A 23136-nucleotide genomic window follows, 5' to 3' on the forward strand; every position below is an offset into this window, starting at 1 on the left:
CACCGACTTTACTTATTGCTGATGACTCGTGTGGCCATCTTGCGTCGATTCCTGACACGCCTCCCCTGTTTTGAGACGTGTGATATCAGGCTGAGATGAGCGTTATATTTGAAAATCATTCTCATCTACAGGAATACTGGAGCAAAATATAAGGCCGGAAAGTACCAAATGGCTTAATTTCGCGCCAATACATTTTGCAAATTTGTTAAGCAATTCTCTTTTACTACGATGGGGTTTTCGGTGAGGGCAGCCTTGCCGTACTACAGACACATTGAAAACATAGAACATTCAATGTGATAGCGAGATTCATCTCTCGTCGCGCTTCGCTGCGCTATCATCGACTCGTATTTGTACAAAAATTTAACAACTGGTTATTATTTAGCACATTCATCTAGGGGAATGTTGAAATTACTAATAACATTTCAGTTATCTCACAGCAAGCCCCAGAGTATCATGTGATTAAAATAACAGACTGTTTGCGCGGTTTGTGTGCAGAGAAAAGGGAGGGAAACAACTAAGTTACTGAAATGTAAAGAAAGTGATTTATTAGCGGAAATTATTATTTCTTGTGAAGATTTCAACTTTATTTATATGATTTGCTGATAATAACGAAAAAAAACGGAGCCACTGGCTCCGCCCTTTCATATGAAATGATTAATTCACCAGGCCCGGGAAAATACTTTTCAGCCCCGTCACAATGAATTCGATTCCCAACGCCATCAGCAACAGGCCCATAATTCGGGTAATTACGTTGATACCGGTTTGCCCCAGTAAACGTACAAGCCAGGGAGCAATGCGAAACACGCCCCAACAACACAGCGCAAAAAGCGCAATAGCGATCGAAAAACCGATCAAATGCACCAGATTATGATAGCGCGTGCCCCAGACGATAGTGGAACTGATCGCACCCGGCCCCGCCATTAAAGGAAGTGCAAGTGGAACGACGCCTATGCTTTCGCGAACTGCGGATTCTGATTTTTCCTGCTTGTTCTGTTTGTCTTCACCCAATTTGCCGCTGATCATCGACATCGCAATCGTCACGACCAGAATGCCACCCGCGATACGAAAGGAGTCAATGGAGATGCCGAAGATTTGCAGAATCGAGTCGCCAAGAAAAAGTGACGTCAGCAATATGATGGCGACGGACAGGTTGGCTGTCAGGTTAGTTTTATTTCGGGCAACCGCCGTCTGGTAGCTCGTCATACTAATGAATACTGGGATGATCCCCACCGGGTTAACGAGTGCGAACAAACCAATAAAAAATTTGAAATAGGTAGAAAAATCAAAGAGCAATGGGGTCACAATTAGCTCCGCAAATCAGCATGGCCCGAACAATAAATTAAAGGGAGTAAATCCGCGCTGAAGATACGCTTTTTATCAGCATACTTCACCAGAAATCTGCTCCAAAACGCTATGAATTTCATGTGTTAAGTATATGTGTCACTGATGGAATATTCGATTCCATTACTTTTGTAATTATTTAACACTTGATATGATTACTCAAAATACCCGTGCTGAAAGGTATCAGCTTCGGTATAAATTGATTCAGATCATGTTTTCCGTACTCAGAAGTGAGTAATCTTGATGACACCAACAGGGAGTGGGCCTCATAAAAAGGGATGATGCTAAAGTCAGGCTCTTTTAGTAAGTTAGTGCCGGAGAGTTGATTGCGAACCTCAGTAAACCTTTGTTTTATTGTGTGTAAAGCAAGTACTGACACCTCGGCTATACTGGTGTCGTATTGAGCGCTGGTTTACTAAAAGAGTTTAAACATTATCAGGAGAGCATTATGGCTGTTACTAATATCGCTGAACTTAACGCACTCGTTGAGCGCGTCAAAAAGGCCCAGCGTGAATATGCCAATTTCACCCAAGAACAGGTTGATAAAATCTTCCGCGCAGCCGCACTGGCTGCTGCAGATGCTCGAATCCCTCTCGCTAAAATGGCCGTTGCCGAATCTGGCATGGGTATCGTTGAAGATAAAGTGATCAAAAACCACTTCGCTTCAGAGTATATCTACAACGCCTATAAAGATGAGAAGACGTGTGGCGTTCTGGATGAAGATCATACGTTCGGTACTATCACTATCGCAGAGCCAATCGGCATTATTTGCGGTATCGTTCCGACAACCAACCCGACTTCTACCGCCATCTTCAAATCACTCATCAGCCTGAAGACCCGTAACGCAATTATCTTCTCTCCACACCCACGCGCTAAAGATGCGACAAACAAAGCGGCAGATATTGTTCTGCAGGCAGCCATCGCAGCAGGTGCACCAAAAGATCTGATTGGTTGGATTGACCAGCCTTCTGTTGAACTGTCCAACGCTTTGATGCACCACCCAGATATCAACATGATTCTGGCAACTGGTGGCCCAGGCATGGTTAAGGCCGCATACAGCTCCGGTAAACCTGCGATCGGTGTTGGCGCCGGTAACACCCCTGTTGTCGTTGACGAAACCGCCGACATCAAACGTGTTGTTGCGTCTATTCTGATGTCTAAAACCTTCGATAACGGCGTAATCTGTGCGTCAGAGCAGTCAGTTATCGTTGTTGACTCTGCATACAACGCAGTGCGTGAGCGTTTTGCTACCCACGGCGGTTACATGCTGCAGGGTAAAGAACTTAAGGCCGTTCAGGATATCATTCTGAAAAATGGCGCGCTGAACGCTGCAATCGTTGGTCAACCGGCTGCTAAAATTGCAGAACTGGCAGGCTTTACGGTTCCTTCTGACACCAAAATTTTAATTGGTGAAGTCACCGTTGTTGATGAATCTGAGCCATTTGCTCACGAAAAACTGTCCCCTACTCTTGCCATGTACCGTGCTAAGAGCTTCGAAGACGCTGTGATGAAGGCGGAAAAACTGGTTGAGATGGGCGGGATCGGTCATACCTCTTGCCTGTATACCGACCAGGACAACCAGCCTGAGCGCGTGAAGTACTTCGGCGACAAAATGAAAACCGCACGTATTCTGATCAACACCCCGGCATCTCAGGGTGGTATCGGTGACCTGTATAACTTTAAACTCGCGCCTTCCCTGACTCTGGGTTGTGGTTCATGGGGTGGTAACTCCATCTCTGAAAACGTTGGTCCTAAGCACCTGATCAACAAGAAAACCGTTGCTAAGCGAGCTGAAAACATGTTGTGGCACAAACTTCCGAAATCTATCTACTTCCGCCGTGGCTCACTGCCAATCGCGCTGGATGAAGTGATTACTGATGGCCACAAACGTGCGCTCATCGTGACTGACCGTTTCCTGTTCAATAACGGCTATGCAGACCAGATCACTTCTGTTCTGAAAGCTGCTGGCGTTGAGACTGAAGTCTTCTTTGAAGTTGAAGCGGACCCAACCCTGACTGTTGTTCGCAAAGGCGCAGAGCTGGCTAACTCCTTCAAACCAGACGTGATCATCGCACTTGGTGGTGGTTCCCCGATGGACGCCGCTAAAATCATGTGGGTGATGTACGAACACCCAGAAACGCACTTCGAAGAACTCGCACTGCGCTTTATGGACATCCGTAAACGTATCTACAAGTTCCCGAAAATGGGCGTGAAAGCAAAAATGATTGCTGTCACTACCACGTCTGGTACCGGTTCTGAAGTGACTCCGTTTGCGGTTGTGACTGATGATGCGACGGGTCAGAAATACCCACTGGCTGATTACGCTCTGACTCCAGATATGGCGATTGTTGATGCCAACCTGGTGATGGATATGCCGAAATCACTGTGCGCATTCGGTGGTCTCGATGCAGTCACTCACGCACTGGAAGCTTACGTTTCTGTACTGGCGAGTGAATTCTCTGACGGTCAGGCTCTGCAAGCGCTGAAACTGCTGAAAGAAAACCTGCCAGCGTCTTACAACGAAGGTTCTAAAAACCCAGTGGCGCGTGAACGTGTTCATAACGCTGCAACCATCGCGGGTATCGCGTTTGCTAACGCCTTCCTGGGTGTGTGTCACTCAATGGCCCACAAACTGGGTTCTCAGTTCCACATTCCTCACGGTCTGGCGAACGCCCTGCTGATTTCGAACGTTATCCGTTATAACGCTAACGACAACCCGACTAAGCAGACAGCATTTAGCCAGTACGACCGTCCGCAGGCTCGTCGTCGCTACGCAGAAATCGCTGACCATCTTGGCCTGAGTGCTCCTGGTGACCGTACTGCTGCGAAGATTGAGAAACTGCTGGCATGGCTGGATAGCATTAAAGCTGAACTGGGCATTCCTAAATCTATCCGTGAAGCTGGTGTTCAGGAAGCGGACTTCCTGGCACATGTTGATAAGCTGTCTGAAGATGCATTCGATGACCAATGTACTGGCGCTAACCCGCGTTACCCATTGATCTCCGAGCTGAAACAGATTCTGCTTGATACTTTCTACGGACGCGAATTCAGCGAAAACGACACAGCTGCAGTGAAAATTGATGCACCTGTAAAAGCTGACAAAAAAGTGAAGAAAAACGCTTAATTGATAGCTGAAACAAAAAACCCGCCATTGGCGGGTTTTTTTATGTCTGATAAAAATTCATCAGCAAAAACGCATGATCACGTCTAATGACGATTCTCTTCAAGGAGGGCTGTAAGAGACCCCACCGCCAGCGCTTCTTTATAGTGCTTACGGCACACAGATACATAGCGCTCGTTGCCCCCTATGACGACCTGTTCACCCTCAGCGAAGGGTTTCCCTTCATGATCAAGACGAAGCACCATGCTGGCTTTGCGGCCGCAGAAACAAATCGTTTTCAATTCGACCAGTTTGTCTGACCAGGCCAATAAATACTGGCTGCCGATAAACAGCTCTCCGCGAAAGTCCGTACGCAACCCGTAGCACAAGACGGGAATATCGAGTTCATCAACGACTTCTGAAAGAGCGTGGACCTGCTGACGCGTCAAAAACTGACTTTCATCTACCAGAACGCAATGAATCGGCTTGAGAGCATGCTCAGCGCGGATGTCGCTAAGCAAGTCGGTTCCGTTATTAAAGAGCTTTGCCGGAGACGACAGGCCGATACGTGAGCTCACCTTCCCTGCACCAAAGCGATCGTCAATCTCGGCGGTGTATACAAGCGAACGCATACCCCTTTCTTGATAATTATAAGAGGATTGCAGCAGCGCTGTAGACTTACCTGCATTCATTGCGGAATAGTAGAAATAAAGTTGTGCCATTGGTCGTTAAACCCTAATCAATGTGTAATATTCCCGATGGATGATTGTACCATAAATTGCCTTATCTTCAGTGTGACGAACCACAAAGCAGGCGCATGGGCAATGTCAGCATTCAAGAGTGATTAACAAAATAACATGTTAAAACATGCAGTAATCTCATGTTCCATTTGTCAGGCGAGAGGTTATAGCCGCGTAAGTCATGACTTTTTATAATGGAATTGTTGAACAGCTAAATTCAATATTTATTAACTATTCTTGCAATAAGCCCCCCTGCGGATGGGGTAATACAAAAGGTTGATATTTATGCGCCGTAACTATAATCACCTGCCGAAATGTCACTAAAGAAACATGCTGCCGAACGGTTGATGCCATTAGTGATGATAACAAACCCGTCATCCTGACAATGAAATTTAAGTTAACGTAATTAATATTAGCGCCAGATATTATGTATTTTTTGAATTCCTTACATTCCCACCTATTGCACATCCTAAATTATCACTCTATTATTAGGACAACAAACCCCCCATTATAAGTTTGAGATTACTAAAATGAGCGAAGCACTTAAAATTCTGAACAACATCCGTACTCTTCGTGCGCAGGCAAGAGAATGCACCCTCGAAACGCTGGAAGAAATGCTGGAAAAATTAGAAGTTGTTGTGACTGAACGTCGTGAAGAAGAGAGCGCTGCGGCTGCAGAAATCGAAGAACGCACTCGTAAACTTCAGCAATACCGCGAAATGCTGATTGCCGACGGTATCGATCCAAACGAATTACTGAACAGCATGTCTGCTGCTAAAACCAGCACTAAAGCAAAACGTGCAACTCGCCCAGCTAAATATAGCTACGTAGACGAGAACGGTGAAACTAAAACCTGGACTGGCCAAGGCCGTACGCCAGCAGTAATCAAGAAAGCTATGGAAGAGCAAGGCAAACAGCTGGATGATTTCCTGATCAAGGATTAATCCCCTGCCTTTCAGAAAAATCCCGTTTAATACGGGATTTTTTATGCCCGTAATTTATACCGATACATCCGCTTACACCCGATTATATAGCCACACACCATTCCTCATGCTTCCTTAAGAATCAGCTTATACCCGTTATCAGACATAAAAAAGCCGATATCATGTGACTGATACCGGCTACATACATCTGAGTGCTCAGATTAGTTTTTAATACCCATCGTATCTTTCAGCCAGGCTTTAAATTCTTCGCCCAGTGAATTGTGACGGATACCATATTCAACGAAAGCCTGCATATAACCGAGTTTATTACCGCAATCGTGGCTCTTACCTTTCATGTGGTAAGCCTCAACCGTCTCTTTCTCGATCAGCATATCAATGCCATCGGTGAGCTGGATTTCATCACCCGCTCCTGGAGGGGTTTTCGCCAGCAGCGGCCAAATCTCTGCGCTCAGCACATAGCGTCCCACCACTGCGAGGTTAGACGGTGCAACGTCTGCTTTTGGCTTCTCGACGACGCCTACCATCGGCACACTTTCACCCGGCTTCAGCTCAACGCCTTTGCAGTCAACTACACCGTAGGCCGTCACATCTGCAACTGGCTCTACCATGATTTGGCTGCTGCCGGTTTCGTCAAAGCGTTTAATCATCTCTGCGAGGTTGTCCTGAGACAGGTCGGATTCGAACTCGTCCAGAATCACGTCTGGCAGGATAACAGCGACAGGTTCATTACCCACAACTGGATGCGCGCACAGCACTGCATGGCCCAGGCCTTTGGCCAGACCCTGACGCACCTGCATAATGGTGACGTGCGGCGGACAAATAGATTGCACCTCTTCCAGCAGCTGACGTTTGACACGTTTTTCCAGCATGGCTTCAAGTTCAAAACTGGTATCGAAATGGTTTTCGATAGAGTTTTTAGACGAATGCGTTACCAATACAATTTCCGTAATACCCGCGGCAATACACTCATTAACGACATACTGGATTAATGGTTTATCGACCAACGGCAGCATTTCTTTCGGAATGGCCTTAGTAGCCGGTAGCATCCTGGTTCCCAATCCCGCTACTGGGATAACGGCCTTTGTAACTTTCGAATTTAGGGCAGCCATTGAAATCTCCTGAACTGTTCAAGTTTTGAACTTTATGCAATAAATAACGCGTTCAGTATATCAGTCTCGCAATGTGATCCGGGTCTGAAAAGGGCGCGTTACCGATCAATTAGGATAAATACGTATCAAACTGGCAACGATAGTAGCACTGCCAGTAAAACGAAGATAAAGCTATCTGAAGAATAAAATCCAACTGCTTATTCCGTGGACAACATTAAGCGCAAACGCCCGCCCGCACCCCAAATTTGACACTGCCATGATGAACAGCGGTGGCTTATTTGGTTCAAATATGTCGTCCCCATGGTGCCTAGCGGCACACCATTACTGACCTGGATATTATGCTCGCCGGTATTAAGCGTGGCGTTAAGACCTGCTGAGACCAGGATAAGGTTTTTCAACTCGCTATGGTAATAACCGACTAACAGCGGAAATTGTCCCGGCAAATTTGCCTGCCGGAAAAGATGGTTAACTTGTTTAAGCAACGTCCCTAATTCAGGAAGTCGTTGTCCCTGGTGAGAAAGTTGTTCCTGCAAGAGACCATTAAACAGAGCACGCAATAATAATGCAGCTAATACCCCGTTATCACCGGCTCGTGTCACATCCAGGCAATAAAAGGCGAGATCGGTATCAGAGAGCGGCGCGATATCGAGCACTAATCCAGGCTGATCTGCAGCAACCAGCTGACGGTAATTAACGCGACAATGCGATATATTTTGCTGAACAGGCGGCTGGAGTTCCTGCAATAATTTCGCGGCGGCATGCGGATTACTGACCAGCGCATCCCAGTCCTGGAAAAGACGCTCCTCTTCTTCGACGCGAGAATTAAACATATTCGGATAAAGGCAAGCGAACACGGTTTCCCGCAATCTGTTCAGATCTTTGACAGGTTTGAGCAGGACATCCTGTACGCCCAGGCGCAGCGCTTTCGCGATGTCAGCCATGTTTTCAGTCGCCGAGATAACCAGGATCGGGGTTTGATCACCTTCATTGCGTAAATGCTCAACCAGCTTCAGACCGTTCATACGCGGCATGGCGATATCGCAAATCATCAGATCCGGCGTCATGTCGACTAATTTTTCCAGGGCGTCCTGACCATCGGTAGCCAGTGTCGTGGTCGCGCCCAAAGAGGATAACCACGAATCCAACAGCGAACGGAAAACGGGCTCGTCTTCAACTATTAAAATGTGTTTTCCGGTCAATGGCTGTGTCATGTTCTCTCCCCTGCCTGACAATAGGTAAATAGTGGCACGCTATTGTGGCTATCGCCTGTCAGAATTTGCTGAAGTCATCAAAATACGGGTGCTCATACGGTTGTGCGCACCAAAGGTAGCAACTCATCTATTTTCTTTTCGACGGCTAACGCACCGGCGGCGATGGCAGCGTCGGCGCGATGAAAATCGAGCGTGGAGATTTGCGGACAGAAAGGTTGGATCAGAATGTCCGGCGGATCGCCCGCCATTCGATTGCGCTTCAGTCGATTTTCCAGCACCTGGATTGAGGTCGTCATGATCTCCATCGCCGTCGGCGCCGCGACCGTTTTACGTGTGGCGATTCGCCCTAAGCGCTCTCGCAGGCGCGCATGCCAGACGAGTTTATCAATATCCGGCTCTTCGCTCTGAACATTTATCGGCATTAAATCTTGCTGCATCAGATGGGCGTCATGCTGTAAATCCACGGCAATCACGATATCCGCGCCCATTGCGCGCGTCAGAGAGATCGGAACCGGATTGACAACGCCCCCATCGACCAGCCAGTAACCGTTATGAGGAACCGGCGCCATCAAGCCCGGCATACTACACGACGCGCGCACGGCCAGGTGGAGATCACCCTCGGTGAACCACAATTCTCTGCCCGTACTGAGATTAGTTGCCACTGCGCCGAACGGCATTTGGCAATGACTGAAGTTATCTAATGGCATGATTTCGCGAAAGCGATTAAAGACGCGCTCGCCGCGCAGGAGTCCACCACGTTGCCACGACAGGTCCATGAGACGCAAAACATCCCAATAGCTGAACGAACGTACCCACGATTCCAGCTCTGGCATTTTGTCGCACGCGTAGGCGGCTCCGACCAACGAACCAATGGAGCAGCCTGCAACAAGATCAACGTCGATGCCGATTCGTTTTAATGCGTTAATCACACCAATGTGTGACCAGCCCCGCGCTGCACCTGAGCCCAACGCCAGACCTATTTTTACTTTTCTCATTAGCCCTGCTTCACTTCCCCTGAATTCCCGGCGTAGCGTCATCGCTACCGCTCAGTTAACATAGTGCCGTCCAGGCGTTAAGACGCCATTACTTTATTATTCCAGGAAGAGCATTGTGACTCAACTCTGTCCCTGTGGTAGCGCCCTCGAGTATAGCCTATGTTGCCAACGATATCTTTCTGGCGACCAGCTAGCTCCGGACCCGTCACACCTAATGCGCTCCAGATACACAGCTTTTGTGATCAAAGACGCAGACTATCTGATCAAAACCTGGCATCCGTCGTGCCAGGCTGCTGATTTTCGCCAGGAGATCGTTTCGGGATTCACCAACACGCAATGGCAGGGTCTCACGATTTACGAAACCTCAATCGGTCAAACAGCGAAAGAAGGTTTTGTCAGTTTTGTCGCGCGTTTCATTGAGCATGATAAACCGGGTGCCATCATTGAACGCTCGCGGTTCATTCTTGAGGGCGGACAATGGTACTATATTGATGGTACTCGTCCGCAATTTAGTCGTAATGACGCCTGCCCTTGCGGCTCAGGTAAAAAATTTAAAAAGTGTTGCGGGCAATAATGCCTGACCACCAATAACAAGCAAACACTCAACAGGATTTCCTCGCGATGCAATCACTACAACGCAAAGTACTGCGTACCATTTGCCCTGATCAGAAGGGTTTAATCGCTCGTATCACCAACATTTGCTATAAGCACGAATTAAACATCGTGCAGAACAATGAGTTTGTTGATCACCGCACCGGGCGCTTCTTTATGCGTACCGAACTGGAAGGGATTTTCAACGACACGACCCTGCTCGCCGATCTTGATGGCGCGTTACCAGAAGGCTCAGTTCGTGAGTTAACCCCTTCCGGACGTCGTCGGGTCGTCATTCTCGTCACCAAAGAAGCGCATTGCCTTGGCGATTTGTTAATGAAAGCCAACTACGGTGGTCTGGACGTTGAGATTGCTGCGGTCATCGGCAACCACGATACGCTGCGCACCCTGGTTGAACGTTTTGATATTCCGTTCGAGCTGGTGAGCCATGAAGGCCATACCCGCGAAGAACACGACGATTTGATGGCTCAGGCTATTGAAGCGCACGATCCGGATTACGTGGTGCTGGCAAAATACATGCGCGTCCTGACACCGTCGTTTGTCTCTCGCTTTCCGAACAAAATTATCAACATTCACCACTCATTCTTGCCGGCCTTTATTGGCGCGCGCCCTTATCATCAGGCGTACGAGCGTGGTGTGAAGATCGTGGGTGCCACCGCGCACTACGTCAATGACAATCTGGATGAAGGTCCAATCATCATGCAGGATGTCATTCACGTGGATCATACGTACACGGCGGAAGATATGATGCGTGCGGGACGCGATGTCGAGAAGAACGTGTTGAGTCGTGCGCTCTATCAGGTGCTGGCGCAGCGCGTCTTTGTTTACGGCAACAGAACGATCATTCTTTAATCCTTCATGAAATGAATTGATTAGCTTTGCACCTTTACGAATAAAAAGCAGCCAACTGATTCATTTTAAAGAAAGGAATGCTTTACAGGGGCGCGTCATTTGATATGATGCGCCCCGCTTCCAACAGGAAGCAGGCCAGTAAAAGCATTACCCCGTGGTGGGGTTCCCGAGCGGCCAAAGGGAGCAGACTGTAAATCTGCCGTCATCGACTTCGAAGGTTCGAATCCTTCCCCCACCACCATTATTCACTACAGAAATGTAGTAGCACCGATGAGCAGTTGTGAAGTTTGCACTTATCGGGAAGGGTGAGAACCGTCGTTAAGGTTCGACTCTTGCGAAGCAAGAGAACGTTGCCTCTGGCAACGGCCCGCAGGGTGAGGAGCGAAGCGACGAATAATCCTTCCCCCACCACCATCTCTTAGCTTTACCTCAAAATATGAATTACCCCTGGTGGGGTTCCCGAGCGGCCAAAGGGAGCAGACTGTAAATCTGCCGTCATCGACTTCGAAGGTTCGAATCCTTCCCCCACCACCATCTTTCCAGATATCACCTCTTACGAATCAAAATTCTGCACTGCATATTCTGCCCATGCGGGAAGGATGAGAAGCTTCGACCAAGGTTCGATTCGAGCGCAGCGAGAAAGCGTTGCCGCAGGCAACGACCCGAAGGGCGAAGCGCATCGCGCTGAGTAATCCTTCCCCCACCACCATCTTTCCAGATATCACCTCTTACGAATCAAAATTCTGCACTGCATATTCTGCCCATGTGGGAAGGATGAGAAGCTTCGACCAAGGTTCGATTCGAGCGCAGCGAGAAAACGTTGCCGCATGCAACGACCCGAAGGGCGAAGCGGATCGCGCTGAGTAATCCTTCCCCCACCACCATCTTTCCAGATATCACCTCTTTCGAATCAAAATTCTGTACTGCATATTCCGTCCATGCGGGAAGGATGAGAAGCAAACATATTCTCTCTTTGCCAAATATTCAGGCAAAAAAAAACCCCGCCGAAGCAGGGTTTATTCTTTCACTCATTCACAGAATGATTAGCGACGTGCACGCACAATCTGATATTTACGCGTCAGATATTCGACCGGCGCACTCCAGATGTGAACCAGACGTGAGAACGGGAACAACACAAACAGCGTCATCCCCAGCACCAGATGCACGCGGAAGACAAACGCCACGCCGTCCAGATACTCAGACGCGCCACCGTGGAACGTCACCACCGACTGCGCCCAGCCAACCAGTTTCAGCATTTCGCTGCCGTCCATATGTTGGGCAGAGAAAGGAATGGTCAGCAGGCCCAGCGCGCACTGCACCATCAGCAGAGACAGAATCAGAATGTCGGCGGCTGTGGTCGTTGCGCGAACGCGTGGGCTGAACAGACGACGCTTCAGCAGCATCAGGCCACCCACCAGCGTCATCACACCGCATGCACCACCGGCAATCATCGCCATTTTCTGCTTCACTTCGATCGGCAGGAACGATTCGTACATCCAGTGCGGCGTCAGCATCCCGAGGAAGTGACCGGCGAAAATACCCAGAATCCCGATATGGAACAGGTTAGACGCCATGTTCATCCCTTTGCGATCCAGCATCTGGCTGGAACCCGCGCGCCAGGTATATTGACCGTAGTCGTAACGCAGCCAGCTCCCGACCAGGAATACCGTACCCGCGATATACGGGTAGATATCGAAGAAGAACATATTCAGGAATTGCATTATTGCTGTCCTCCGTTAGAGATATTCAAATATTGCGGGGCAACAGCTCCGGCAAAACGACGCTGATGATTCGAGATTTCCGATTCGCCGCAATTCTGGTCAGCAAAGAATTTCACCTGCTCTTCTTCCCATACCGCATCCAGCGCCTGAGGGGTATCATCGCGCGCTTCGTCCGCGATTTTCTCCGCCACTTTGCCACTGTCGATTGCCGTATTCGCCAGTTTCACCAGTAGATCAAACAGCACCGCATAGCGGCTTTCACGCTGTTGCAGACGTGCGCTCAGTAACGCCAGAATCGGCGCAATATCCTGCAAACCGCCCAGCGCCTCTTCCTGAGGCAACTGCGCCAGATATTCCAGGTACAGCGGCAGATGGTCCGGCAGCTCGCGGCTGTCGATCTGCAATCCGTGCTCTTCGTACTGGGCCATCAGGTCAACCATCGCCTGACCACGGTCGCGGGACTCACCGTGAACATGCTCGAACAACAGCAACGAAGTGGCGCGGCCACGGTCAAACAGCTGGCTGTAGTCAGACTGCGCATCCAGAAGATCCTGCGCGAGCAAATCGCGCAGGAAAACGCCCAGGTTCTGGGCATCCTCTTTATCCAGGGTTTCCGATGACGCGAGTGCATCAAAGAGTTCCTGCTGGTGCTCCTTCAGAGCGACATCAGGGTACTCGAGCAGACGCGAAACAATGACGAGTTCAATCATTGGTGCGGCTCCGTTTTGCTGGTCACATCCATCGCATCAATACGACGGCTGTTGAACAGGTTGAATTTGGTGTCTGAACCGTGGCAACCATCGCCGAAGGTAAAACCACAGCCGCTTTTTTCCGGGAAGGCTTCACGCGCCAGCTCACGGTGACTGCTTGGGACCACGAAACGATCTTCATAGTTAGCAATCGCCAGATAACGGTACATTTCCTGCGCCTGCGCTTCGCTCAGACCCACCTCTTCCAGCGCGCTGGTATCAACCACGCCATCCACCGTTTCGGCACGTTTGAAGTGACGCATCGCCAGCATACGTTTTAGCGCCAGCAGCACCGGCTGGGTATCACCTGCCGTCAGCAGATTGGCAAGGTATTGCACCGGGATACGCAGGCTTTCAACATCCGGCAGAATTCCGTTGCTACCCAATTCACCTGCATCCGCAGCAGACTGAATCGGAGACAGAGGCGGCACATACCAGACCATCGGCAGCGTGCGATATTCCGGGTGCAGCGGCAGAGCCAGCTTCCAGTCCATCGCCATTTTGTACACCGGAGACTTCTGCGCCGCGTCGATCACGCTTTGCGGAATACCGTCTTCCAGCGCCTGCGCGATCACTTTCGGATCGTTCGGGTCAAGGAATACGTCCAGCTGACGCTGATACAGATCTTTTTCATGCTCGGTGCTTGCCGCGTTCTCAATTGCGTCTGCGTCATACAGCAACACGCCAAGGTAACGAATACGGCCTACGCAGCTTTCTGAGCAAACGGTCGGCATACCCGCTTCGATACGCGGATAGCAGAAAATGCACTTCTCAGACTTGCCGCTCTTCCAGTTGAAGTAGATTTTTTTGTACGGGCAACCGGTGATGCACATCCGCCAGCCGCGGCATTTGTCCTGGTCAATCAGCACGATGCCATCTTCTTCACGCTTATAGATGGCGCCGCTCGGGCACGTCGCCACACACGCCGGGTTAAGGCAGTGCTCGCACAGACGCGGCAAATACATCATGAAGGTGTTTTCGAACTGACCGTACATCGCCTTCTGCATGTTTTCGAAGTTTTTGTCTTTCGACAGCTTCTCGAACTCACCGCCCAGATCGTCTTCCCAGTTCGGGCCTTTTTCGATCTTCGCCATACGCTGACCGGTGATCAACGAGCGTGGGCGGGCAATCGGCTGATGCTTACCTTCCGCGGCGTTATGCAAATTCTGGTAGTCAAAATCAAAGGGTTCGTAGTAATCATCGATGCCCGGCATATGCGGGTTGGCGAAGATTTTACCCAGCAGCAACGCACGGTTACCCATACGCGGCTGCAGTTTGCCGTTGATTTTGCGGATCCAGCCGCCCTTCCATTTTTCCTGATTTTCCCAGTCGGTTGGGAAGCCAGTACCCGGTTTGGTTTCAACGTTATTGAACCAGGCGTATTCCGTACCTTCGCGGCTGGTCCAGACGTTTTTACAGGTGACTGAGCAGGTATGACAGCCGATGCATTTATCGAGGTTCAGCACCATGCCGACTTGTGAACGAATTTTCATTTTACGCTCTCCTGTACCTGGTCATTACCTTCGCCGTCTAACCAGTCAATATTTTTCATTTTACGCACCACTACAAACTCATCGCGGTTCGAGCCGACGGTGCCGTAGTAGTTAAAGCTGTACGCCAACTGCGCATAGCCGCCGATCATATGGGTCGGTTTCGGCGTAATACGCGTCACCGAGTTATGAATACCGCCGCGCTGCTGGGTGATTTCAGAACCCGGCAGGTTCACGATACGTTCCTGCGCGTGGTACATCATGGTCATCCCGGCCGGGACACGCTGGCTGACGACAGCACGCGCGGTCAATGTACCGTTGCTGTTGAACACTTCAATCCAGTCGTTATCGACGATATCCAGCTCTTTCGCGTCCACTTCGCTCATCCAGACAATCGGACCACCGCGTCCCAGCGTCAGCATCAACAGGTTGTCGCTGTACGTGGAGTGAATACCCCACTTCTGGTGTGGCGTCAGGAAGTTCAGCGCTTTTTCCGGATAACCGTTGGATTTCGCACCCATCACCGCTTTCACCGAACGTGTGTCAATTGGCGGGCGGTAAACCAGCAGGCTTTCACCAAAGTCGCGCATCCATTGGTGATCCTGATACAGCGACTGACGGCCTGTCAGGGTACGCCATGGGATCAGTTCGTGAACGTTGGTATACCCGGCGTTATAGGACACATGTTCATCTTCCAGGCCTGACCACGTTGGGCTGGAGATGATTTTGCGCGGCTGCGCCTGGATATCGCGGAAGCGAATTTTCTCGTCTTCTTTATTCAGCGCCAGATGGGTATGGTCACGGCCGGTAAATTCGCTGAGCGCAGCCCAGGCTTTCACCGCCACCTGACCGTTGGTTTCCGGTGCCAGTGTCAGGATCATTTCGGCTGCATCAATCGCCGTGTTCAGCATCGGCTGGCCTTTAGCCGGGCCGTCCGCTTTGGTGTAATTGAGCTTACGCAACAGATCCATTTCAGTCTGGGTATTCCAGGCGATCCCTTTCCCGCCGTTACCGATTTTATCCATCAGCGGACCAATGGAGGTAAAGCGCTCGTAGGTCGCCGGATAATCACGTTCAACCGGAATAATGTGCGGCGCAGTTTTGCCTGGAATCAGGTCGCATTCGCCTTTTTTCCAGTCCTTTACATCCAGCGGCTGCGCCAGTTCGGCGGCAGAGTCGTGCTGGATTGGCAGGGTCACCACATCGGTTTCCACGCCCAGATGGCCGACACACACTTCGGAGAATTTCTTCGCGATATCTTTGTAGATATCCCAGTCGCTTTTCGAATCCCATGCCGGGTCAACCGCGGCAGACAACGGGTGAATAAACGGATGCATATCCGAGGTATTCATGTCGTCTTTTTCGTACCATGTGGCGGTTGGCAGCACGATATCGGAGTACAGACAGGTACTGGACAGACGGAAGTCCAGGGTCACGACCAAATCCAACTTGCCGTCGAGACCGTTGTCTTTCCACTCGACTTCTTCTGGCTTCACGCCGCCCTGTTTACCGAGATCTTTACCCTGGATACCGTGATCGGTACCGAGCAGATACTTCAGCATGTACTCATGGCCTTTACCGGACGATCCCAGCAGGTTCGAGCGCCAGATGAACAGGTTACGCGGGTGGTTCTTACCGTTTTCTGGCTCTTCAGCCGCAAAACGAATTGAGCCGTCTTTCAGCGATTTAACGGTGTAATCCACCGGCGACATGCCCGCTTTTTTCGCTTCTTCCGCAATGCGCAGCGGGTTGGTTCCCAGCTGTGGTGCAGATGGCAACCAGCCCATGCGCTCAGCACGCACGTTAAAGTCGATCAGATGGCCCGTGTAGCGCGATTTATCTGCCATCGGCGACAGCAGTTCCTGCGCGGTAACGGTCTCGTAGCGCCACTGGCTGGAGTGGTTATAGAAGTAAGAGGTGCTGTTCATGTGACGCGCCGGACGCTGCCAGTCAAGGCCAAACGCCAGCGGCTGCCAGCCGGTCTGCGGACGCAGTTTTTCCTGGCCCACATAGTGTGCCCAGCCGCCACCGCTCTGGCCGATACAGCCACAGAACACCAGCATATTGATCAGACCGCGATAGTTCATATCGAGGTGATACCAGTGGTTCAGACCGGCACCCACGATAATCATTGAGCGGCCGTGCGTTTTATCTGCGTTTTCTGCAAACTCACGCGCGATACGGGTGATCTGCGTGCGTTGAACACCGGTGATTTGCTCAGCCCATGCCGGGGTATACGCTTTGATTTCGTCGTAGCTGGTCGCACAATTTTCATCGTTCAGACCGCGCTCCAGGCCATAGTTGGCCATGGTCAGATCGTAAACGGTGGTGACCAACGCAGTAGAGCCATCGGCCAGTTGCAGACGCTTCACCGGCAGTTTGTGCAGCAGGATATTTTCCAGCTCCACTTTGTTGAAATGTTCAGTGCCTTCGCCACCAAAGTACGGGAAGCCCACTTCGGCGATCTCATCCTGGCTGCCGAGCATGCTTAGACGCAGATCGGTCTCTTCACCGGTGGTTGCGTTGCGTTGCTCGAGATTCCATTTACCTTTTTCGCCCCAGCGGAAACCGATAGAACCATTCGGTGCCACTAAATCGCCATCGTTGTTACAGGCGACCGTTTTCCATTCCGGGTTATTTTCCTGACCCAGCGCATCAACCAGATCGGCGGCACGTAACATGCGGCCTGCTGCGTAGTAGCCATCGCGCTCTTCCAGCAACACCAGCATTGGCATGTCGGTATAGCGACGCACGTAGTCGGTAAAGTACTGACTTGGGTTATCGAGGTGGAATTCACGCAGCATGACGTGACCCATTGCCAGCGCCATTGCGGAGTCGGTGCCTTGTTTTGGTGCCAGCCACAGATCGCACAGCTTGGCGATTTCGGCATAGTCAGGCGTGATAGCAACGGTTTTGGTGCCTTTATAACGGACTTCGGTAAAGAAGTGCGCGTCAGGCGTACGGGTTTGCGGAACGTTTGAACCCCAGGCCAGGATATAGCTGGAGTTGTACCAGTCAGCGGATTCAGGAACGTCCGTCTGTTCGCCCCAGGTCTGCGGAGACGCTGGCGGCAAGTCGCAGTACCAATCGTAGAAGCTCAGACAGGTCCCGCCGATGAGAGAAAGGTAACGCGCACCAGAGGCGTAAGAAACCATCGACATCGCCGGGATTGGGGAGAAGCCCGCCACGCGGTCCGGACCGTAGGTTTTGACGGTATAGACGTTAGAGGCGGCAATCAGCTCATTCACTTCCTGCCAGGATGAACGGACAAAACCGCCGCGACCGCGCGCTTGCTTGAAGCTTTTCGCTTTGTCGGCGTCTTCGATGATAGAGGCCCAGGCATCCACCGGATCGCTGTGCTGGATTTTTGCTTCACGCCACATTTTCATCAGGCGTTTACGCATCAACGGGTATTTCAGGCGGTTAGCGCTGTACAGATACCAGGAATAACTTGCGCCGCGAGGACAGCCGCGCGGTTCGTGGTTTGGCATATCCGGACGCGTACGCGGATAGTCAGTCTGCTGCATTTCCCAGGTCACTAAGCCATTCTTGACGAAAATCTTCCAGCTACAGGAACCGGTGCAGTTTACACCGTGTGTAGAACGAACGACTTTGTCATGCTGCCAACGTTGACGGTATTCATCTTCCCAGTCCCGGTTTGTCTCCAGAACCTGGCCGTGCCCATCGGCAAAAGTTTCGCCCTTCTGCTTGAAGTAGCGAAACCGGTCCAAAAATTTGCTCATCGGGTATCTCCTGTGTGGAGCCTGTGGCTCTCTAAATCGACATTGCTGATTTGCAGCGAAGGTAACGCTATGAAAGATGACGGGAATTGATAACGATCAAGGCCGACGGGGTTACTCCCCCGCAGCATTTCCCGCTGTACCCCTAAAGCGGTATAAAAATTGATATTTTATTTATATGATTTATAAGGGTTTTTCTTATTTACCGTACAAACAGAACGGTTTCATTTAACATCTGAGGTATTAAGGAGTAGGCGTTTCTGCAAAGCGATGGCGATCACAGTGTTACATCCGGCCATACCATTATGCATTTACAGTATGTTGTAACTAAATGGCATATAAAAAAGAGCGCGGCACAGTGGCCGCGCAAACGGATAATCAAACTTACTTATTTTTCTTAGTATTACGGCCGTATACCACCCACGTAATAAAGACGCAGGCGATATAGAAGACGAGGAACACTTTCATCGCACCGGCAGGGGAACCGGTCAAATCGAGAGAGATACCAAAGGCTTTCGGGATAAAGAAGCCGCCGATCGCGCCGATTGCAGAGATGAAGCCCAGCGCAGCCGCCGTGTCCGTTGCAGATTCGCGCATCGCTTGTTCTTCATTTCCACCCTGCGCTTTCACACGATCCATGGTCAGCTTACGGAAAATCACCGAAATCATCTGGAAGGTCGAAGCGCTGCCCAGACCGGCCGTCAGGAACAGCACCATAAACACGGCGAAGAAAGCGCCAAAGTTACCGCCCTGACCGTTGGTCGGCAGCGTCAGGAACAGCAGTCCGCAGAAGATAGCCATCAACACAAAGTTCACCAGCGTCACGCGCGTCCCGCCCAGACGGTCAGAAATCATCCCGCCGGTAGAACGTGCCAGTGCGCCAATGAATGGGCCAAAGAACGCGTAATGCAGGATCTGCACATCCGGGAACTGGGTTTTCGACAGCATGGCGAAACCGGCAGAGAAGCCGATAAACGATCCGAACGTCGCCAGGTAAAGTAGCGCCATAACCCACAGATGCGCGCGCTTAAGGACCGGCAGCTGTTCGCTCAGAGAGGCTTTAGACGCGGACAGGTCGTTCATGAAGAACCACGCCATCAGGGTCAACACCACCAGGAACGGTACCCAAATCCAGGCCGCATTCTGCAGATACAGCATTGAGCCGTCCGGTTGTACCGCACCGCCGCCGCCAAACACCGCGAAGATGGAGACCGAGATCGCCAGTGGCGCAATCAACTGCATAACGCTGACGCCCATGTTACCCATGCCGCCGTTAATACCGAGGGCACCGCCCTGCTTCGCTTTCGGGAAGAAGAAGCTGATGTTCGCCATACTGGACGCGAAGTTAGCCCCCGCAAAACCGCACAGCAGTGCAATGGTCACGAAAACGCTAAACGGTGTCGAGGTGTCCTGCACCGCAAAACCCAGCCACACGCAAGGGATGATCATGATGCCGGTACTGAATGCCGTCCAGCGACGTCCACCAAACAGCGGCACCATAAACGCGTAAGGCACACGCAGCAGCGCCCCCGACAACGCAGGCAACGCCGTCAGCATAAACAGCTGATCGGTCGTAAATTTAAAACCGACTTTAGGTAAGTTCACCGCCACGGCACTAAACAGCATCCACACACAAAACGCCAACAACAAACACGGAACAGAAATCCACAGATTACGACTTGCTATACGTTGCCCGCGCTGTTGCCAGAACGCCGGATCTTCCGGACGCCAATCGCTAATAACAGCACCAGTATCCCTTTCGGGGGCGGATGAGTGACTCATAGACACCTCTGATTATCAAAATGATGCTGCAAACTGTAGGGTTTTAAGCAGGCGGTAAGTTGATATAAATCAAAGGAAAAGGGGGCAGATTAACGCGTAAAAAATCGTCATCATCCTTAGTGAGTAGGTTTTTCCGGTAAAAAAGGTGTGGTTTTTCACGGTGCTGACGACTTAAGTTCACCGCCTCCCCCTGGCGATTACCCCTCCGGCAATTTAGGAGTAATCCCTTGTTGGTATGGGTATACTCCAGGGTATACACCAGAATAGCGCCATTACTGGAGGCAGGCAAAATCCGGAGCAAGTCAAGCCCATGTTAAAACGACTCTTCTCCCCGCTGACGCTGGTTAATCAGTTGGCCCTCATCGTGTTGCTGTCCACCGCCATTGGTGTGACCGGCATGGCGATCTCTGGCTGGCTGGTACAGGGCGTGCAGGGTAGCGCCCATGCCATCAACGAGGCAGGTTCGCTGCGTATGCAGAGTTATCGCCTGCTGGCGGCCGTGCCGCTTACGCCGGAAGACAAACCCCTGCTCGACGATATGGAACGCACCGCCTTCAGCCCGGAACTGGTTATCGCCGCCCAGCGTGACGGCCAGCAGGCCCAGTTGAAGGCATTACAGGGTTACTGGCATAGCCAGCTCGAACCCGGCCTTAAACAGGCAAAAAGTGCAGAAACCGTTGCTGATGACGTTGCCCGCTTTGTTGCGCGCATCGACACGCTGGTCTCTTCTTTCGATTCTTCCACCGAAATGCGCATTGAACGCGTGGTGATGCTCCATCGGGCAATGGCTCTTTTTATGGCTTTGCTGCTCATTTTTACCATCGTCTGGCTGCGCGCACGGTTGCTGTACCCATGGCAACAGCTGTTAGCCGTCGCGCGGGCGGTGACAGAAAGAGATTTTACCCAGCGCGCGCACATTAGCGGACGCAACGAAATGGCCATGCTGGGACAGGCGCTGAACAACATGTCTGGCGAACTGGCCGAAAGCTACGCGGTGCTCGAAAAGCGCGTGCAGGAAAAAACGGCGGGTCTGGAGCAAAAGAACGAAATTCTCTCGTTCTTATGGCAGGCAAACCGCCGTCTGCATTCGCAGATCCCCCTGTGCGAACGCCTTTCACCGGTGCTCAACGGCCTGCAAACCCTCACACTGTTGCATGATATCGAACTGCGGGTTTACGACGTTGAAGACGAAGAAAATCATCAGGAATTCACCTGTCAGTCCGATATGTCCTGCGATGACAAAGGCTGTCATCTCTGCCCGCGCGGTTTACCGCCGCTCACCAGCAGCGGGACGACGCTGAAATGGCGTCTCACTGATAGCCACACTCAGTACGGCATCCTGCTGGCAACGCTCCCGACGGGCCGCCATTTGAACCACGATCAGCAGCAGCTGGTCGACACGCTGGTCGAACAGCTCACCGCGACCCTGGCGCTCGACAGACATCAGGAAAAACAACAGCAGCTGATTGTGATGGAAGAGCGCGCCACCATTGCCCGCGAGCTTCACGATTCGATCGCACAGTCGCTATCGTGCATGAAGATGCAGGTGAGCTGTCTGCAAATGCAGGATGACGGGCTGCCGGAGAACAGCAAGCAGTTGCTGGGGCAGATCCGCAACGAGCTGAACACCTCATGGGTGCAGCTTCGCGAACTGTTAACGACTTTCCGCCTGCAACTCACGGAACCCGGGCTGCGGCCTGCGCTGGAGTCCAGCTGTCACGAATTTAGCGCCCGACTGGGGTTCCCGGTGAAACTGGATTACCAGCTCCCCCCGCGTTTTGTGCCCTCGCATCAGGCCATTCATTTGCTACAAATCGCCCGCGAGGCATTGAGTAATACGCTCAAGCACGCCAGCGCGACGGCAGTCACCGTGACCGTAAGTCACCACCAGAACCAGGTGAAACTTATCGTTCAGGATAACGGCTGCGGCGTGCCGGAAAACGCTGAGAGAAGCAACCACTATGGTTTAATTATTATGCGAGACCGAGCGCAAAGCCTGCGCGGAGATTGCCAGGTTCGCCGGGGTGAGTCTGGCGGCACTGAAGTAGTGGTGACCTTTATACCCGAAAAGCCTCTAATCACTTCTCAAGGAGAAACCCATGTCTAATCAGGAACCGGCAACCATTCTGTTAATAGACGATCATCCGATGCTGCGCACCGGCGTAAGACAACTCGTCAGCATGGCGGAAGACATTACCGTTGTGGGCGAAGCCAGCAACGGCGAACAGGGTATTGAACTTGCCGAATCTCTCGATCCTGATTTGATCCTGCTTGATCTCAATATGCCTGGCATGAACGGTCTGGAAACGCTGGATAAATTGCGTGAAAAATCGCTGTCCGGACGGATCGTGGTGTTTAGCGTCTCCAACCATGAAGAAGACGTTGTGACCGCGCTGAAACGCGGGGCCGATGGCTATCTGCTCAAAGACATGGAACCGGAAGATTTGCTCAAAGCGCTGCAACAGGCGGCCGCCGGTGAAATGGTACTGAGCGAAGCGTTAACCCCCGTCCTCGCGGCCAGCCTGCGCGCCAACCGCGCCACATCTGACCGTGACGTCACGCAGTTGACCCCGCGCGAGCGCGATATCCTGAAGCTGATCGCTCAGGGCTTACCGAACAAAATGATCGCCCGCCGTCTGGATATCACTGAAAGCACGGTGAAAGTGCATGTGAAGCATATGCTCAAGAAAATGAAGCTGAAATCACGCGTCGAAGCGGCAGTGTGGGTACATCAGGATCGTATCTTTTAA

General features: G+C 51.3%; 16 protein-coding genes, 2 tRNA genes and 3 other RNA genes. 11 read left to right on the top strand and 10 right to left on the bottom strand.

The window, feature by feature from the left end; translation table 11 throughout:
• Window positions 1–654 precede the first annotated feature (654 nt).
• A complete protein-coding gene (locus tag AC07RN_RS07035) occupies window positions 655–1302 on the bottom strand; it encodes a YchE family NAAT transporter (RefSeq protein ID WP_012017686.1) in 648 nt (215 codons plus the stop codon).
• Between the two features lie 487 nt (window positions 1303–1789).
• Here AC07RN_RS07035 and adhE point away from each other — a divergent pair, with 487 nt between their 5' ends.
• The gene (adhE, locus tag AC07RN_RS07040; RefSeq protein WP_478335968.1) at window positions 1790–4465 is read left to right on the top strand and encodes a bifunctional acetaldehyde-CoA/alcohol dehydrogenase; all 2676 of its coding nucleotides are present in this window, start codon (window positions 1790–1792) and stop codon (window positions 4463–4465) included.
• An 83-nt stretch (window positions 4466–4548) separates the two neighbouring features.
• Here adhE and tdk read toward each other — a convergent pair whose 3' ends face one another.
• Window positions 4549–5163: a thymidine kinase gene (tdk, locus tag AC07RN_RS07045; protein WP_012017688.1), complete on the bottom strand. Its 615-nt coding sequence runs from the start codon at window positions 5161–5163 to the stop codon at window positions 4549–4551.
• Window positions 5164–5711: 548 nt separating this feature from the next.
• Between tdk and hns the strand changes: the two genes are divergently transcribed.
• Window positions 5712–6125, top strand: coding sequence for a histone-like nucleoid-structuring protein H-NS (gene hns, locus AC07RN_RS07050; protein ID WP_012017689.1), 414 nt, complete (start codon window positions 5712–5714; stop codon window positions 6123–6125).
• Between the two features lie 200 nt (window positions 6126–6325).
• Here hns and galU read toward each other — a convergent pair whose 3' ends face one another.
• The 3 genes from galU to rssA all read right to left on the bottom strand — a co-directional run bounded on the left by galU (window position 6326) and on the right by rssA (window position 9440).
• Window positions 6326–7234: a UTP--glucose-1-phosphate uridylyltransferase GalU gene (galU, locus tag AC07RN_RS07055; RefSeq protein WP_012017690.1), complete on the bottom strand. Its 909-nt coding sequence runs from the start codon at window positions 7232–7234 to the stop codon at window positions 6326–6328.
• A 197-nt stretch (window positions 7235–7431) separates the two neighbouring features.
• On the bottom strand, window positions 7432–8445 hold the full coding sequence (gene rssB / locus AC07RN_RS07060) for a two-component system response regulator RssB (protein ID WP_012017691.1): 1014 nt from the start codon (window positions 8443–8445) through the stop codon (window positions 7432–7434).
• A gap of 92 nt (window positions 8446–8537) precedes the next feature.
• Window positions 8538–9440, bottom strand: coding sequence for a patatin-like phospholipase RssA (gene rssA / locus AC07RN_RS07065; RefSeq protein ID WP_478335969.1), 903 nt, complete (start codon window positions 9438–9440; stop codon window positions 8538–8540).
• Window positions 9441–9555: 115 nt separating this feature from the next.
• On the opposite strand from rssA, the gene AC07RN_RS07070 reads away from it, so the two are divergent.
• From AC07RN_RS07070 to AC07RN_RS07100, 7 genes are all read left to right on the top strand, one after another.
• Window positions 9556–10014, top strand: coding sequence for a YchJ family protein (locus tag AC07RN_RS07070; protein WP_012017693.1), 459 nt, complete (start codon window positions 9556–9558; stop codon window positions 10012–10014).
• A gap of 47 nt (window positions 10015–10061) precedes the next feature.
• Window positions 10062–10904 (top strand): formyltetrahydrofolate deformylase, encoded by an 843-nt coding sequence (purU, locus tag AC07RN_RS07075; RefSeq protein ID WP_012017694.1) that lies wholly within the window; start codon window positions 10062–10064, stop codon window positions 10902–10904.
• Between the two features lie 156 nt (window positions 10905–11060).
• Window positions 11061–11145, top strand: a tRNA-Tyr gene (locus AC07RN_RS07080).
• A 43-nt stretch (window positions 11146–11188) separates the two neighbouring features.
• A non-coding RNA gene (locus AC07RN_RS07085) (RtT sRNA) lies at window positions 11189–11318 on the top strand.
• A gap of 35 nt (window positions 11319–11353) precedes the next feature.
• Window positions 11354–11438 (top strand) — tRNA-Tyr (locus AC07RN_RS07090).
• A gap of 44 nt (window positions 11439–11482) precedes the next feature.
• Window positions 11483–11613: non-coding RNA, RtT sRNA (locus AC07RN_RS07095), on the top strand.
• Between the two features lie 44 nt (window positions 11614–11657).
• Window positions 11658–11788: non-coding RNA, RtT sRNA (locus tag AC07RN_RS07100), on the top strand.
• 159 nt (window positions 11789–11947) lie between these two features.
• Here the strand turns inward: AC07RN_RS07100 and narI are convergent.
• From narI to AC07RN_RS07125, 5 genes are all read right to left on the bottom strand, one after another.
• Window positions 11948–12625 (bottom strand): respiratory nitrate reductase subunit gamma, encoded by a 678-nt coding sequence (gene narI, locus AC07RN_RS07105; protein WP_235133432.1) that lies wholly within the window; start codon window positions 12623–12625, stop codon window positions 11948–11950.
• On the bottom strand, window positions 12625–13335 hold the full coding sequence (gene narJ, locus AC07RN_RS07110; protein ID WP_449554543.1) for a nitrate reductase molybdenum cofactor assembly chaperone: 711 nt from the start codon (window positions 13333–13335) through the stop codon (window positions 12625–12627). Before narJ ends, narI begins: the two co-directional genes overlap by 1 nt.
• Window positions 13332–14867 (bottom strand): nitrate reductase subunit beta, encoded by a 1536-nt coding sequence (gene narH, locus AC07RN_RS07115; RefSeq protein ID WP_478335970.1) that lies wholly within the window; start codon window positions 14865–14867, stop codon window positions 13332–13334. Before narH ends, narJ begins: the two co-directional genes overlap by 4 nt.
• Window positions 14864–18607, bottom strand: coding sequence for a nitrate reductase subunit alpha (locus AC07RN_RS07120; protein ID WP_478335971.1), 3744 nt, complete (start codon window positions 18605–18607; stop codon window positions 14864–14866). Before AC07RN_RS07120 ends, narH begins: the two co-directional genes overlap by 4 nt.
• Before the next feature lie 381 nt (window positions 18608–18988).
• Window positions 18989–20386, bottom strand: coding sequence for a NarK family nitrate/nitrite MFS transporter (locus tag AC07RN_RS07125; RefSeq protein WP_449554546.1), 1398 nt, complete (start codon window positions 20384–20386; stop codon window positions 18989–18991).
• 310 nt (window positions 20387–20696) lie between these two features.
• On the opposite strand from AC07RN_RS07125, the gene narX reads away from it, so the two are divergent.
• Together narX and narL are read left to right on the top strand one after the other, a co-directional pair.
• A complete protein-coding gene (gene narX / locus AC07RN_RS07130) occupies window positions 20697–22493 on the top strand; it encodes a nitrate/nitrite two-component system sensor histidine kinase NarX (RefSeq protein WP_449554547.1) in 1797 nt (598 codons plus the stop codon).
• Window positions 22486–23136: a two-component system response regulator NarL gene (gene narL / locus AC07RN_RS07135; protein WP_012017701.1), complete on the top strand. Its 651-nt coding sequence runs from the start codon at window positions 22486–22488 to the stop codon at window positions 23134–23136. Before narX ends, narL begins: the two co-directional genes overlap by 8 nt.

Source organism: Lelliottia sp. GFLA7 (assembly GCF_056490165.1).